The sequence below is a fragment of the Ruania halotolerans genome (assembly GCF_021049285.1).
Taxonomy (GTDB): Bacteria; Actinomycetota; Actinomycetes; order Actinomycetales; family Beutenbergiaceae; genus Ruania; species Ruania halotolerans.
On the sequence record NZ_CP088017.1, the window covers coordinates 2,131,788 to 2,146,360 of the forward strand.

Sequence of the window (14,573 nt, forward strand, 5' to 3'; positions counted from 1 at the left end):
TCACGCGTCCGCACAATCAGAGCCGGTCCGGATCAACACGCACCCGCACAGTGCCGGGATCCTTGCGCGCACTGCGCACGGCCGCCGCCTGCGCGAGGGAACGCCCGAGCACGTCCGCCTGCGCCCGCGGCGCACGCACCAGCAGCCGCACCCACTCACCACCGTCGGGACCGACCTCGTCCACCGGCACCGGCCCCAAGGTGACCGCGCCGTCGGGAAGGGTGAGCATCGATTCGAAACGTCGAATCGCCGCCGGGTCACCTGTTGCCGCAGCCAACTGCGCCACCGGCGGGAAGTCGAGTTCGGCCCGCTCATCGAGTTCCCGCTCCGCATGCCCCACCGGATCCCATCGCACCAGGGCCTGCACCGGAACCGGACCGCCGTGGCCGAGCACCATCACCTCACCGGAACATCGCACGAGTGCGGCCGCCCGCATCCACCGCCGCAGCGCCTCCACTGACGCACCGAGTTCGGGACGCCCGGTCAGTACCGCCGCGTCCAGCAACAACCCCGCACGGTAGCCACCGTCCGCCACTGGCTCGGCGCCCGGTGTCGCCACCACCAGGCGGGGCCGATCGTCCACTCGGTCGGTCACGCCCGTCTCACCACCGGAGACCAGCACCGGCACCCCAGGGAACGCGCGCCCGAGCTCCTCAGCCGTGCGGTCCGAGCCCACTCGCACCGCACGCACCGTCGTGCCCTCACACACACGGCACTGCCATTGGGTCTGCAGGCGGCCACACCATCGGCAGGTGGGCGTGGCATCGGCACGCGAGACCGCCAACGGACCATGGCACTCGCGGCACTGGGCTGGTGTTCGACACGTCTGGCACGCGACCACCGGCAAGTACCCCGACCGTGGCACCTGCACCAGCACGGGACCGTCATGGAGGCCCGCTCGTACCGTCCGCACCGCCATCCCCGGGATCCGCGCACGGCCTGCAGCACCCTCCCGGTCCAGGTCCACATCACCGGGCGCGACCACCCGCGGCGTGCGATCTCGGACCACGCTGCGCGGCGCGTGGACCGACCGTGCCCACCCCTCATGAACGAGCACCTGCGCGTGTGGGGTCCGATTGAACCCACCGATCAACGCCCCCGCACTCTCCGCGGTGGCTCGCATGGTGAGCACCTCCCGGATGTGTGGATACGGCGCCCGCTGCTCGGTGTGCAAGTCGTCGCCGTCGTCCCAGCACACCACCAGGCCCAGGTGACGAACGGGGGCGAACGCGGCTGAGCGAGTCCCCACCACCACGTGCGCCTGCCCCGTCAGTGTCAGCAGGTACCGGCGGTAGCGCGCGGACGCACCCTGATCCGCGGTGAGCACCACGTGTTCGACCTCAGCGGCGTCCAGCGCGTGAGCGAGCAACGCCACATCACGCTGATCCGGGAGGCACACGACGGCGTCCCGTCCGCTGGACCGGACCGCCCGGATAGCAGCGGTGATGGCCTGCGCCCAGTGCATCCCGCCGGACCGGCCCGGCTCGCCAGTCACACGCTCAGGATCGGGCGAGCCTGCACCGTCGGGCGATAGCACCGGTGCATCCCATGGCAGAGCAGACCACACCGCCCGCGGGGAGTCCCCGATGGCCAACCGCCGCAGGAACGCGTCGCCGCCGACGTAGCCGGCCCACGGCATGCGGGCACCGTCCTCCAACTCCGCGATGGGTTCGACTTGTGGATCCGGCAACGGGTCCGAGCGATGACCGTCAAGCACCGCACCGCTATCAGCCACTGACCACGGAATCCGGCTGTCCCGTTCGGAGTCCAGAGCCGAGAGCACGGCCTTCTCCGCGGTCGCATGCCGTGGTGGGATGGCCAGCCGCAGCACATCGGTGACTGTGCCCGCGTACCGGCGCGCCACCTGCCGGGCCAGTTCGAGGATCCCGGGAGTGAGCACCGCCACCGGTGAGACCACCTTGCGTAGCGGTGCCAAGGTGCCGTGATGGGTGGAGGCTGCGGTGCGCCCCACCACGTACCCGTCCCGTTCAGTGCCCGCGAAGCGCACTTTCACCCGCACCCCCGGGTGGACATCGGTATCCATCGATTCCGGGATGCCGTAGTCGAAGGTGTGATCAAGGTGTGGCAGCGGCACGTCCACGTAGACCTGGGCGACTGCGCCGAATGCAGGCCGAGCGGTCGTGGGCATACTGCCCGGATCAAGCAGGCTCGGCTGTTCGACGTTCACAGCAACAGATCCCATCACGAACAGGTGACATCGTGCAGACTCGCCGAGAGCAGCGCCGTCCCACCTGCCGTCGGCATCGCAGGCGACTCAGGAAAGGCCGGCGAGTGCCGAACGCAACGCCTCGACCCGGTCCGTGCGCTCCCAGGTGAACTCCGGCAGCTCGCGGCCGAAGTGGCCGTACGTGGACGTGAGCGCGTAGATCGGGCGCAGCAGGTCGAGTTCCGCAACGATCGCACCCGGGCGGAGGTCGAACACCTCGCTGATCGCACGCGAGATCTGCTCGTTCGGAACGGTCTCAGTACCGAAGGTCTCCACGTACACGGCAATCGGGTGTGCCCTGCCGATCGCATAGGAGACCTGCACTTCGCACCGGCGAGCCAGACCCGCCGCCACCACATTCTTCGCCACCCACCGCATCGCATAACTCGCGGAGCGGTCGACTTTCGAGGGGTCCTTCCCGCTGAACGCCCCGCCACCGTGCCGGGACATGCCACCGTAGGTGTCCACGATGATCTTGCGCCCGGTCAGGCCCGCATCACCCATCGGCCCCCCGATCACGAAGGTGCCGGTGGGGTTCACGAGCAGGGTGTAGCCGGAGACGTCGATGCTCAGCTCCTCGGCCACGCGCGCCAACTCGTGCGCCACCACGTGCTCACGGATCGCCGGCTCAAGATCCTCCGCCAACCGCACGTCCGCTTCATGCTGGGTGGAGACCACCACCGTGTCCACGGCCACCGGCCGATCGCCGTCGTAGGCGATGGTGACCTGGGTCTTACCGTCCGGGCGCAGCCCTTGCACGATCCCCTGCTTGCGCACGTCGGCGAGGCGGGCGCTGAGCCGGTGTGCGAGCAGGATAGGCAACGGCATCAGCTCACGCGTCTCATCGGTGGCGTATCCGAACATCAGCCCCTGGTCGCCCGCGCCCTGCTCGTCGTATGTCTGCGCCACGCCGGCTTCGCCACCCTGGTGCCGCAGTTCCCACGACTTGTCGACGCCCTGGGCAATATCCGGGGACTGCTGCCCGATCGACAGGGAGATTCCGCAGGAGTGGCCGTCGAAGCCCACCTCGGAGGAGGTGTACCCGATCGCGCTGACCACATCGCGTACCAACCGCGGGATCTCCACGTAGCTCTCCGTGGTCACCTCACCGGCCACATGCACCAACCCGGTGGTGACGAGGGTCTCCACGGCTACCCGAGACTGCGGGTCCGCAGCGATCATCGCGTCGAGGATCGAATCGGAGATCCGGTCGGCCACCTTGTCGGGGTGCCCTTCGGTGACGGACTCGGAGGTGAACAGACGGATACTCACCCGGGGAGCCTACCGCTGCGCGGACCCGTCTCCCCCACCGGCGCCCGCACGGTCCCGGTCCCGGTCCCTGAGAAGATTCACGACGGCGTCCCACACCACGGCCGCCACGTCGTCCTTGGAGCCGCTGCCCTGGACCACCTCGGTTCCGTCGGCGTCCAGCAGGTGCACCGCGTTGGGGACGTCCCCAAAGCCTTGATCCGTGCCGACGGCGTTCACGGCAAGCAGGTCTGCGCCCTTGCGCAGTGCCTTCGCGCGCCCATGCTCGAGCACACTGCCGTGGGCGTCGCCGGTCTCGGCCGCAAACCCCACCACCACCTGCCCGGGCCTGCGGTCCTGCACGAGAGAGGCGAGGATGTCGGGATTCTGAACCAGTTCAAGGGGCGGGACCACGCCGTCGTCAGTCTTCTTCGTTTTGGTGGCGTTCGCCGTGGCCGGCCGGAAGTCCGCTACAGCCGCTGCCATCACCAGCACGTGCGCATCCGGTGCGCTGCGGTGCATCGCCTCGGCCAACTCGGCCGTGGTCTCCACCGCGCTCACGTGCACGCCATCGGGGAGCAGGGATGCGTCGATATTCGCGGCCACCAGCTCCACATCGGCTCCGCGACGCGCGGCGGCACGTGCCAGCGCGATCCCCTGCCTGCCGCTCGAGCGGTTGCCGAGGAAGCGGACCGGATCCAGGTATTCGCGGGTGCCCCCGGCGCTGATCGTGACGCGCAGACCCGTCAGGTCCTGCTCTGTCTCTGAGTTCTGCTGGGTGGCTGAGTCGTGCTGACCTGGGCCGTCCGCGCTGTCGTCCCGCAGCGTCCCTTCCGCCAGCAACGTCGTGACGGCACGCATCAGATCCTCCGGCTCGGGCATCCGCCCAGGACCGGTGTCGGCTCCGGTGAGCCGGCCCACCGCCGGATCGAGTACATGCACGCCCCGTTCCCGCAGAAGCGCCACATTGGCGCGCGTGGCGGGGTGCTGCCACATCTCCGTATGCATGGCCGGTGCCATCAACACCGGGCAGGTCACCGTGAGCAGGGTCGCCGTCAGCAGATCGTCGGCGATCCCGGCAGCGGCTCGAGCCAGCAGATCGGCGGTGGCCGGAGCCACGATCACCAGCTCCGCCGCACGGCCCAACCGCACGTGATCGACGGTGTCTGCGCCGTCGAAGACGGAGGTGGTCACGGGTTCGGCGCTGAGCGCCTCCCAGGTGGGCGCGCCCACGAACTGCAACGCCGCCCGGGTGGGAATCACCCGGACGGCGTGACCGTCCTCCCGCAAGGAGCGCAGCAGGACGGGAACCTTGTACGCAGCGATCCCGCCGCTCACACCGAGCAGGATGCGCATCGGGCGGCTCAGTCCTCGGTCTTCTCGCTCGTCAGCAGGCCCTCGTTGATCTCGCGCATCGCGATCGAGAGGGGCTTCTCCTGCGGCTTGGTTTCCACCAGTGGGCCCACGTACTCCAGCAGGCCCTCGTTCAGCTGCGCGTAGTAGGCGTTGATCTGACGGGCACGCTTGGCTGAGAAGATCACCAAGGAGTACTTGGAGTCGACGGCCTCGAGCAGGTCGTCGATCGGGGGGTCGGTGATGCCCTCGGGCGCGGCAACGATTCCTGACATTGTGGTCCTTCGCATTCGTCGGTGTGGCGCAGGTGAGCAGGCGCGATGATTCGCGCGGTGCGCACTGCCAGCCCTCCATGTTACCTGGTTTGCCGGGGGCTCCGGCCGAGCGGCGCGCGGGGGCGCCGGGACGACTCGGCCCCGGATCCTCCGAATCGGCCGTCCGGGCCGCATCCCATGAGTGCCACGAGTTCGTCGGTGGCGCGTGACACGTCGTCATTGACGATCGTGTGATCGAACTCCGCGGCGGCGGCCAACTCCACCTGCGCCGTCACCAGTCGTCGCTCCCGCTCCTCGGCATCCTCGGTCCCGCGGCCCTCAAGACGCCGGACCAGTTCTTCCCAGCTCGGTGGGGCGAGGAAGACGAACTGTGCCTCGGGCATCGTCTGCCGTACCTGGCGTGCACCCTGCAGATCGATCTCCAGCAGCGCTGGCCTCCCGGCAGCCAGCCGATCCTCCACCGGACCCCTCGGGGTGCCGTAGGAGTGGCGTCCGTGGACCACGGCCCACTCGAGGAAGTCCCCGTCACTGACCATCTGCGCAAACTGTTCGGGTGGGAGGAAGTGATAGTGAACTCCATCCACCTCCCCCGGCCGCGGCGGGCGGGTGGTTGCCGAGATGGAGAGCCAGACCTGCGGATACCGGTGGCGGACGTCGGCCGAAACGGTGCCCTTCCCGACAGCTGTGGGGCCCGCCAGCACGGTCAGACGTGCACGGTCAGAGCGCTCAGCCAAACCGCTCGACCAGCTTGGCGATCTGCTGCGGACCCAGGCCGCGAATCCGTCGTGACTCCGAGATGCCCACCTCAGTCATCACCGTACGAGCGGTCACCTTTCCCACGCCGGGAAGTGATTCGAGCAGGGAAAGTACCTTGAGTTTGCCGATGGCGTCGTTCTCGTGACCCTCGGCGATGACCTCGGAGAGCTTGCCCCCGGAGTATTTCAGGCGGTTCTTCACCTCCGCGCGGGTCGCACGAGCCTGCGCGGCCTTCTCGAGCGCTCTCGTACGCTGCTCGGGCGTGAGTGGAGGAAGGGCCACAGTCGTCACCTCGCCGATCGGGATGTCATGAGAAAGTATGCCTGGCAACGTAGCGAGCCGCCGGGCGCAAATCAATCGCCAGTAGTGGTCGGAACCGGCTCGCGCAGGCCACGAAGGTCCGCTTGGACGGTCCGTGCCGCAGCAGCCAGGCTCTCACGATCGGGGCCCGCGGTGAGAACTTCACGCGAACTGGAGGGGAGTACGGCACGCTCAGCACCGGCGAAGACCGCCTGGAGCTCGGCCGCTCCGGCGCCCTGCGCACCCAGCCCGGGCGCGAGCAGTGGGCCGTCCACCGCACCAAGATTCATCCCGAGCTCGCGGGGTGCCGATCCCACGGTGGCGCCCACGACGAGCCCCACGCTGCCGAGCGGCTCCCCGGCGGCGATCTCATCGGCGTTGCTTCGTGCGGCCTCGGCCGCGATCCGCGCGGCCACGGTGATCCCATCGTCGCCCCGCGCGTGCTGCACCTGCGCACCCTCGGGATTGGATGTCAGGGCCAGCACAAAGACGCCACGGCCCGTGGCCCGCGCCTGTGCAATCAGCGGCTCCAGCGTCCCGAAACCCAGATAGGGCGTCACCGTGACCGCGTCGCCGGCCAGCGTGGAATGCTCACCCACGAAGGCCGCGGCGTAGCCGGCCATCGTGCTGCCGATATCGCCACGTTTGGCGTCCACCACGCACAACATCCCGGCCGCCCGGCAGGCGGCAACGGTGTCTTCCAGGGCCGCGATCCCGGCGCTGCCGAACCGTTCGAAGAACGCCGCCTGCGGTTTGACCACTCCCACTACGCCGGTCAACGCCTCGACCGTGCGCAGAGCGAACTCGCGAACCCCGGCCGCGTCATCGGTCAGGTCCCACTGTGCCAGCAGGTGCGCATGCGGATCGATACCCACGCAGAGCGGACCGAAGGTGTCCAGGGCCTGGGTGAGGCGGCGTCCGAACGGCATCGGCGATGCCTCGCTCATCACCGGTGCCCCTGCACTCCGGCCACAGATGCGCGCCGGGTCCGGTCGGCTCGGGCCTGATCGTGATCCTGGAGTGATCGCACGGCGAACGGGCCGCGCCGGAGTGCCTCGATGGCCTGCACGGCGGCTGTGAACTGCTGCATGGTGGTCACGATGGCGCGGTCGGCCGCGGTGGTGGCGGCACGGATGTCGTAGCCGTCGGCACGCGCCCCCTTACTACCCGGCGTGTTCAGCACCATGTCCACACCGCCGCTGTTGATCAGGTCGATGATGGTGCCCTCTCCGTCCGGTCCGGTGCCCTCGGATGCCTTGCGCACCACCTCGGCGTCAATTCCGTTGCGGCGCAACACACTCGCGGTCCCCGCGGTGGCCAGGATGCGAAAGCCGAGCTCGACCAGCCGGCTGACCGGCATGGTCAGGGACCGCTTGTCCCGGTCGGCCACAGAGACGAACACGGTGCCGCCTGTGGGCAGGCCACCGAAGGCCGCCGCCTGGGACTTCGCGAACGCGAGCGGGAAGTCCACGTCGTACCCCATCACCTCACCGGTGGAGCGCATTTCCGGGCCGAGGACCGTGTCGACCACTTGACCGGTGGCCGTCCGGAACCGCTTGAACGGCAGGACCGCCTCCTTCACCGCCAGTGGCGCATCGAGGTCGGTCACAGAGGCATCGGTCGCGGGCAGAACGCCGGCCGCGCGTAGGTCCGCGATCGACTGCCCGCTCATCAGCAAGGCCGCGGCGCGCGCGAGCGGCACCCCGGTGGCCTTGGCCACGAACGGCACCGTGCGTGAAGCGCGCGGATTCGCCTCGAGGACGTACAGCACATCTGAGGCGAGGGCGAACTGAATGTTCAGCAACCCGCGCACGCCCACGCCGTCGGCGATGGCCTCGGTGGAGGCGCGGATCCGCTCGATCATCGAATCCGAGAGCGTCACCGGCGGCAGCACACACGCGGAGTCACCGGAGTGGATGCCGGCTTCCTCGATATGCTCCATGACCCCGCCGAGGTACAGCTCGGTCCCGTCGTAGAGCGCGTCCACATCGATCTCGATGGCCTGGTCCAGGAACCGGTCCACCAGCACGGGTGCGGGGAGCCGGCCTTCCTCGGTACTGGTTCCGGTGGCCCGGGAGACGTAATCGACCAGCTGGGACTCGTCGTAGACGATCTCCATCCCGCGCCCGCCCAGCACGTAGGAGGGACGGACCAACACGGGGTAGCCGATCCGGTCGGCGATCTCCTTCGCTTCCACGAGCGTGATGGCAGTTCCGAACGCGGGTGCGGGGAGTCCCGCCCGCATCAGGACCTGGCCGAACAGGCCGCGGTCTTCCGCTGCGTCGATCGCCGACGGCGGTGTGCCCCAGATGGGCAGGCCCGCCTCGGCGAGGCGGTCGGCCAGGCCCAACGGGGTTTGTCCGCCGAGCTGCACGATCACCCCGGCCACTGGCCCCACCGCGAGCTCGGCGTGATAGATCTCGAGCACATCCTCGAAGGTGAGAGGTTCGAAGTAGAGGCGGTCGGCGGTGTCGTAGTCGGTGGAGACGGTCTCCGGGTTGCAATTGATCATCACCGTCTCGTACTGGCCGGAAAGGGCCAGCGCCGCGTGCACGCAGGAGTAGTCGAACTCGATCCCCTGCCCGATCCGGTTCGGTCCGGAACCGAGAATGATGACTGCTTCCCGCTCGCGCGGTTCCACCTCCGTCTCAGCGTCGTAACTGGAGTAGTGGTACGGCGTGCGGGCCGCGAACTCGGCTGCACAGGTGTCCACCGTCTTGTACACCGGGCGCAGGTCGTAGGCATGGCGCATCTCCCGCACGGTGTCCTCCCCCAGCCCACGGATTCCGGCGACCTGCTCGTCCGAGAAGCCATGCCGCTTCGCGGCCCGCAGCACGTCCGGCGTCAGATGCGGGGCGGACCGGACCTGCTCGGCCACCTCGTGCAGCAGCAGGAACTGATCGAGGAACCATGGATCGATCCAGGTGGCATCGAAGAGCTCGCTCAGTTCGGCGCCGCCCCGGATCGCGCGCATCACATCGAGCATGCGGTGATCGGTGGGGGTACGGATGGACTCCAGCAGCGATGCGGTCTCCTCGGCATCCGGTGCCGGGGAGGTGAAGTCGAAGCTGGAGCCGGCGTAGTCGATCGATCGCATCGCCTTCTGGAGCGCCTCGGTGAAATTCCGGCCCAGGGCCATCGCCTCCCCCACACTCTTCATCGTGGTGGTCAGCGTGGGATCGGCGGCGGGGAACTTCTCGAACGCGAACCGCGGGACCTTCACCACCACATAGTCCAGGGTCGGCTCGAAGGAGGCCGGGGTGGAGCCGGTGATGTCGTTCGGGATCTCGTCCAGGGTGTACCCCACCGCGAGGCGTGCGGCGATCTTCGCGATCGGGAAGCCAGTGGCCTTCGATGCCAGTGCCGAGGAGCGAGAGACCCGCGGGTTCATCTCGATGACCACCACGCGACCGGTCTCGGGATGCACGGCGTACTGGATATTGCAACCCCCGGTGTCAACGCCCACTTCGCGGATCACCGCGATGCCGACGTCGCGGAGCTTCTGGTACTCCCGGTCGGTGAGAGTCAGTGCTGGCGCCACCGTGATCGAGTCACCGGTGTGCACTCCGACCGGGTCCACGTTCTCGATGGAACAGACAACCACCACGTTGTCCGCCTTGTCCCGCATCAGTTCGAGCTCGTACTCCTTCCACCCGAGGATCGACTCCTCCAGGAGCACCTCGGTGGTCGGCGAGTAGTGCAGCCCGGCACCGGCGATCTGGCGCAGCTGATCCTCGTCGAACGCGATCCCAGAGCCGAGTCCGCCCATTGTGAAGGAGGGGCGCACCACCACGGGGTACCCGAGGTTCTCGACCGCGCCGAGTACCTCCTCCATCGAGTGACAGATCGAGCTGCGGGCTGATTCGGCCCCGCACCGCTCCACGACACCCTTGAATTGCTCACGGTCCTCGGCGAGGTGGATGGCCTCGATGTTCGCGCCGATCAACTCGACCCCGTACTTCTCCAGCACACCGGCCTCGTGCAACGCGATCGCGGCATTCAACGCGGTCTGGCCGCCCAATGTAGGCAGCAGCGCGTCGGGCCTTTCCCGCTCAATGATGCTGGCGACGACCTCGGCAGTGATGGGCTCCACGTAGGTGGCGTCGGCGAACTCAGGGTCGGTCATGATCGTGGCCGGGTTGGAGTTGACCAGGATCACTCGCAGACCCTCCTCGCGGAGCACGCGGCAGGCCTGCGTGCCGGAGTAGTCGAACTCGGCGGCCTGTCCGATGACGATCGGGCCGGACCCGATCACGAGGACGCTGGAGATATCGGTGCGGCGGGGCATCAGGCGTGGTCCTTCGTGGTGGAAGTGAGCAGGTCGACGAACCGGTCGAACAGGTAGGCGGCATCATGTGGGCCGGCGGCGGCCTCGGGGTGATACTGCACCGAGAACGCGGGGAGGTCGAGGCACTGCAGGCCTTCGACGACGTTGTCGTTCAGGCCCACATGGGAGACGATCACCCGCCCGTACCTACCGCCATCGTGGGGAGCCGTGGTCTCGGCACCGATCGGGGCGTCGACGGCGAAGCCGTGGTTGTGCGCGGTGACCTCCACCTTGCCAGTGGTCACGTCTTGGACGGGCTGGTTGATCCCGCGATGGCCGTAGCCGAGTTTGTAGGTGCCGAAGCCCAGTGCTCGCCCGAGGAGCTGGTTGCCGAAGCAGATCCCGAAGAAGGGGATCCGTTGATCCAGCACGGAGCGCAACAGCTCAATCGCGTGCGCCGCCGTCTTCGGATCCCCGGGGCCGTTGGAGAAGAACACTCCGTTCGCACCGGTAGCTCGGATGTCGTCGAGCGTGGAGGTAGCCGGCAAGACGTGGACGCGCAAGCCGCGTTCGGCCATCCGTTGCGGTGTCATCGCCTTGATGCCTAAATCGATCGCGGCGACCACTGCCATCGGATCCCGGCCGGCGAACTCGCCCGTGGGCTCCACCACGTACGGCTCGTCCGTGGTGACGGCGTCGGACAGATCCGCCCCGTCCATCGGTGGCGAAGCGAGCACCTGATCGAGAAGCTCCTGCTCGGCCCGAGCGCCAGGGGTGTCCGGCAGTGCCGAGCCGGAGAAGATCCCGGCTCGCAGCACACCCCCTTCACGCAGGTGCCGGGTCAGGGCGCGGGTGTCCACGTCACAGATGGAGACCACGCCCTGCGCGTGGAGTTCGTCACCGAGGCTGCGTTGGGAGCGCCAATTCGACGGGCGACGCGCGGGGTCGCGCACCACATACCCGGACACCCAGATGCGGTGGGATTCCTGGTCCTCGTCGTTGACCCCCGTGTTCCCGATGTGCGGAGCCGTCATCACCACGATCTGTTGGTGATAAGACGGATCGGTGAGGGTCTCCTGGTAGCCGGTCATCCCGGTGGAGAAGACGATCTCGCCGAACGTGGCCCCGCGTGCCCCGTAGGCCCGTCCGCGCATCACGGTGCCGTCCTCCAGCACCAGCAGGGCCACGTCCGTGGCGTCGTCGCGAAGCGAGGTGGTGGGCGATGCTGAAGTCGCTGCGGACACGGTGTCATCCTTCTCGAACGGCGGGGTCGTCATGTGGTGGGGTTCCGATCCTCGGGGAGATCATGGGGCTGGCCGTCCAGTACGGTCGCCACCCCGCGGTAGAACGTGGCGCGCACGCTCCCCGGGAGATTCCGGGCCGCGAACGGTGTGTTCTCACTGGCAGTGCGCAGCCCGGCCGGGTCAACCGTCCAGCGGGCGTTCGCGTCCACCAGCGTCAGGTGGGCCGGCTCCCCGACGGCGATCGGCCGCCCTTGGCCGGCCACCCGCCCGATCTGTGCCGGAGCGGCGGACATGGTGCGGGCGACATCCGCCCAGCCGAAGTCACGGGCGTCGTCGTTGACCATGGCCTCGATCACCACCGAGAGTGCGGTCTCCAGCCCGGTCATCCCCATGGCGGCTGCCGCGAACTCGCAGTCCTTGTCCTCGCTGGGATGTGGGGCGTGGTCGGTGGCGACAATGTCGATGGTGCCATCGGCCAGGCCGGCGCGGACGGCCTCGACGTCCTCGGCCGTGCGCAACGGCGGGTTCACCTTGAACTGCGGGTCGTACTCGCGGATCTTCTCGTCCGTGAGGATCAGGTGGTGCGGGGTCACCTCGGCCGTGACGTTGATGCCACGGGCCTTCGCCCAGCGCACGATGTCCACAGAGCCCGCGGTGGAGAGATGGCAGATGTGCACCCGTGATCCGACGTGTTCGGCGAGCAGGACGTCGCGCGCCACGATTGCCTCTTCGGCCACGGCCGGCCACCCGGTCAGGCCCAGCTCAGCAGAGACGATGCCCTCATGCATCAACGCGCCCTCGGTCAGGCGAGGTTCCTGGGCATGCTGGGCGACAACGCCGTCGAAGGACTTCACGTACTCAAGGGCGCGGCGCATCAGAACCGGATCGTGGACGCAGAGGCCGTCATCGGAGAACACGCGCACACGCGCTGCCGAATCGGCCATCGCGCCGAGCTCGGCGAGCTGGGTTCCGCCAAGGCCCACGGTGACCGCTCCGACGGGCCGCACTTCGGCCCATCCGGCGTCGTGGCCCAGGCGCCACACCTGCTCCACCACGCCAGCGGTGTCCGCCACGGGAGTGGTGTTCGCCATCGCATGCACGCAGGTGTATCCCCCGACGGCGGCCGCCCGGGTCCCCGAGGCGACCGTTTCGGCGTCCTCCCGGCCGGGTTCCCGCAGGTGCGTGTGCAGGTCGACGAGGCCGGGGAGGGCGATCAGCCCGTCGGCATCGATCAGATGCGCATCCGTGGGTGCCTCGGCACCAGCATCGGCGCCGAGCGCAGCAATGACACCGTCGGCGAGAAGCAGATCGCTCGTCGTCCCGTCCGGCAAGGCGGCTCCGCGCAGGAGATAGGCGGTCACGGGTGGTTCCTCCCTGTGGGTGAGCTGTCGGCACCGGCCAGCAGCAGGTAGAGCACGGCCATCCGGACGGCCACGCCGTTGGAGACCTGTTCCACCACGGTCGAATTGGCCGAGTCGGCCGCCTGAGCGGAGATCTCGAGGCCGCGGTTCATCGGACCCGGGTGCATGATCAGGCAATGTCCGGCCAGCATGGCCAATCGCCGCACGTCCAGGCCGTACCGGCGGGAGTACTCAGCAACGGACGGGAAGAACCCACCACCGGCGGCGGACATCCGTTCGCGCTGGACGCGGAGCATCATCACGGCATCGGGTTCGATCTGCGCCAACGTCGCATCGAGGTCATAGGAGAGAGCACATGGCCACGTGTGGGCGCCGACGGGCAGCAGGGTCGGTGGCGCCACCAGCGTGACGTGCGCGCCAAGGGTGTGCAGCAGGTCGACGTTCGAACGCGCGACCCGGGAATGCAGCACGTCCCCGACGATCACGACCCGTTTGCCCTCGAGGCCGGTGCCGGTGCCCTCCTCCGGCATCAGGTGCCGGCGCATGGTGAAGGCGTCCAGCAGCGCCTGGGTGGGGTGTTGGTGCATCCCGTCCCCAGCGTTCACCACGGGAGCGTCGATCCAGCCCGAGGTGGCCAGCCGTAGCGGTGCACCGGACGCCTGATGCCGGATCACCACCGCGTCGGCCCCCATCGCCTGCAGCGTCTGCGCGGTGTCCTTCAGCGACTCCCCCTTGGAGACCGAGGAACCCTTCGCGGAGAAGTTGATCACGTCAGCGGAGAGTCGTTTGGCGGCGGCCTCGAAGGAGATCCGAGTCCGCGTGGAGTCCTCGAAGAACAGGTTCACCACGGTCAGCCCGCGCAATGCCGGGAGCTTCTTGATCTCCCGGGACTGCGTGGCGGACATCGTGGCCGCCGTGTCGAGGATGTGGATGGCCTCGTCCTTGCTGAGGTCGCCGGCGGAGAGGAGGTGCTTCATGAGAGCACCACCTCGTCGGCATCGTCGAGTTCGCTCACGTGCACGCTGACTCGCTCATTGCGGGACGTGGGCAGGTTCTTGCCGATGTAGTCGGCGCGGATCGGGAGTTCGCGGTGCCCACGGTCCACCAGTACGGCCAGCTGAACTGCCCGAGGACGGCCGACGTCGGAGACGGCATCCAGCGCGGCGCGAACGGTGCGCCCGGAGTAGAGGACGTCGTCGACGAGGACGACGACCTTGTCCTCGAGCCCGTCAGGTGGGATCCGCGTCGGCTCCAGGCCTCGGGTGGGCTGGCGGCGCAGGTCATCGCGGTACATCGTCGGGTCGATCGTGCCGACGAGGTCGCTGAGGGCTCGTTCCGGGCCGGCAGGCGAACCTTCGGCGGCGAGGATCCGGGTGCCGATCCGTTCGGCCAGCGGTGCGCCGCGCGTGGGGATACCGAGGAGGACGACGTGCTCTGCGCCCTTGTTCCGCTCCACGATCTCGTGCGCGATCCGAGTCAGAGCCCGGGCGATATCGCTCTCGGTGAGGACAACCGTCCTCGGGGCGCCAGAAGTCATCGGCT

At 68.5% G+C, this 14,573-nt stretch carries 12 protein-coding genes; all 12 read right to left on the reverse strand.

What is annotated here, in order from left to right:
• Positions 1-16 precede the first annotated feature (16 nt).
• The 12 genes from LQF10_RS09465 to pyrR all read right to left on the reverse strand — a co-directional run bounded on the left by LQF10_RS09465 (position 17) and on the right by pyrR (position 14,568).
• Complete coding sequence (locus tag LQF10_RS09465) at positions 17-2,203, reverse strand: primosomal protein N' (protein WP_231067220.1); 2,187 nt, start codon at positions 2,201-2,203, stop codon at positions 17-19.
• A 72-nt stretch (positions 2,204-2,275) separates the two neighbouring features.
• Positions 2,276-3,493, reverse strand: a complete 1,218-nt coding sequence (gene metK / locus LQF10_RS09470; RefSeq protein ID WP_290371161.1) for a methionine adenosyltransferase — start codon at positions 3,491-3,493, stop codon at positions 2,276-2,278.
• A gap of 15 nt (positions 3,494-3,508) precedes the next feature.
• Entirely contained in the window at positions 3,509-4,831 is a 1,323-nt protein-coding gene (locus tag LQF10_RS09475) for a bifunctional phosphopantothenoylcysteine decarboxylase/phosphopantothenate synthase (protein WP_231063613.1), read from the reverse strand.
• An 8-nt stretch (positions 4,832-4,839) separates the two neighbouring features.
• Positions 4,840-5,103, reverse strand: coding sequence for a DNA-directed RNA polymerase subunit omega (gene rpoZ / locus LQF10_RS09480; protein WP_231063614.1), 264 nt, complete (start codon positions 5,101-5,103; stop codon positions 4,840-4,842).
• A gap of 80 nt (positions 5,104-5,183) precedes the next feature.
• Positions 5,184-5,837 (reverse strand): guanylate kinase, encoded by a 654-nt coding sequence (gene gmk, locus LQF10_RS09485; protein WP_231063615.1) that lies wholly within the window; start codon positions 5,835-5,837, stop codon positions 5,184-5,186.
• On the reverse strand, positions 5,830-6,141 hold the full coding sequence (mihF, locus tag LQF10_RS09490; RefSeq protein WP_231063616.1) for an integration host factor, actinobacterial type: 312 nt from the start codon (positions 6,139-6,141) through the stop codon (positions 5,830-5,832). The genes gmk and mihF overlap by 8 nt, the downstream gene beginning before the upstream one ends.
• A 71-nt stretch (positions 6,142-6,212) precedes the next feature.
• Positions 6,213-7,106 (reverse strand): orotidine-5'-phosphate decarboxylase, encoded by an 894-nt coding sequence (gene pyrF / locus LQF10_RS09495; RefSeq protein ID WP_231063617.1) that lies wholly within the window; start codon positions 7,104-7,106, stop codon positions 6,213-6,215.
• Positions 7,106-10,447 carry a carbamoyl-phosphate synthase large subunit gene (gene carB, locus LQF10_RS09500; RefSeq protein ID WP_231063618.1) on the reverse strand — a complete coding sequence of 1,114 codons (3,342 nt, stop codon included), beginning with the start codon at positions 10,445-10,447 and terminating at the stop codon, positions 7,106-7,108. The genes pyrF and carB overlap by 1 nt, the downstream gene beginning before the upstream one ends.
• A complete protein-coding gene (carA, locus tag LQF10_RS09505; RefSeq protein ID WP_290371075.1) occupies positions 10,447-11,703 on the reverse strand; it encodes a glutamine-hydrolyzing carbamoyl-phosphate synthase small subunit in 1,257 nt (418 codons plus the stop codon). The genes carB and carA overlap by 1 nt, the downstream gene beginning before the upstream one ends.
• Entirely contained in the window at positions 11,700-13,031 is a 1,332-nt protein-coding gene (locus tag LQF10_RS09510) for a dihydroorotase (RefSeq protein ID WP_231063619.1), read from the reverse strand. Before LQF10_RS09510 ends, carA begins: the two co-directional genes overlap by 4 nt.
• Positions 13,028-14,008 carry an aspartate carbamoyltransferase catalytic subunit gene (locus LQF10_RS09515; protein ID WP_231063620.1) on the reverse strand — a complete coding sequence of 327 codons (981 nt, stop codon included), beginning with the start codon at positions 14,006-14,008 and terminating at the stop codon, positions 13,028-13,030. Before LQF10_RS09515 ends, LQF10_RS09510 begins: the two co-directional genes overlap by 4 nt.
• Entirely contained in the window at positions 14,005-14,568 is a 564-nt protein-coding gene (gene pyrR, locus LQF10_RS09520) for a bifunctional pyr operon transcriptional regulator/uracil phosphoribosyltransferase PyrR (RefSeq protein WP_231063621.1), read from the reverse strand. Before pyrR ends, LQF10_RS09515 begins: the two co-directional genes overlap by 4 nt.
• Positions 14,569-14,573 lie beyond the last annotated feature (5 nt).

Bases quoted from the DNA above. Each gene is read 5' to 3' on its own strand.
- LQF10_RS09465 (WP_231067220.1), bottom strand. From the start codon at position 2,203: ATGGGATCTGTTGCTGTGAACGTCGAACAGCCGAGCCTGCTTGATCCG.
- LQF10_RS09475 (WP_231063613.1), bottom strand. From the start codon at position 4,831: ATGCGCATCCTGCTCGGTGTGAGCGGCGGGATCGCTGCGTACAAGGTT.
- rpoZ (WP_231063614.1), bottom strand. From the start codon at position 5,103: ATGTCAGGAATCGTTGCCGCGCCCGAGGGCATCACCGACCCCCCGATC.
- pyrF (WP_231063617.1), bottom strand. From the start codon at position 7,106: ATGAGCGAGGCATCGCCGATGCCGTTCGGACGCCGCCTCACCCAGGCC.
- carB (WP_231063618.1), bottom strand. From the start codon at position 10,447: ATGCCCCGCCGCACCGATATCTCCAGCGTCCTCGTGATCGGGTCCGGC.
- carA (WP_290371075.1), bottom strand. From the start codon at position 11,703: ATGACGACCCCGCCGTTCGAGAAGGATGACACCGTGTCCGCAGCGACT.
- LQF10_RS09515 (WP_231063620.1), bottom strand. From the start codon at position 14,008: ATGAAGCACCTCCTCTCCGCCGGCGACCTCAGCAAGGACGAGGCCATC.
- pyrR (WP_231063621.1), bottom strand. From the start codon at position 14,568: ATGACTTCTGGCGCCCCGAGGACGGTTGTCCTCACCGAGAGCGATATC.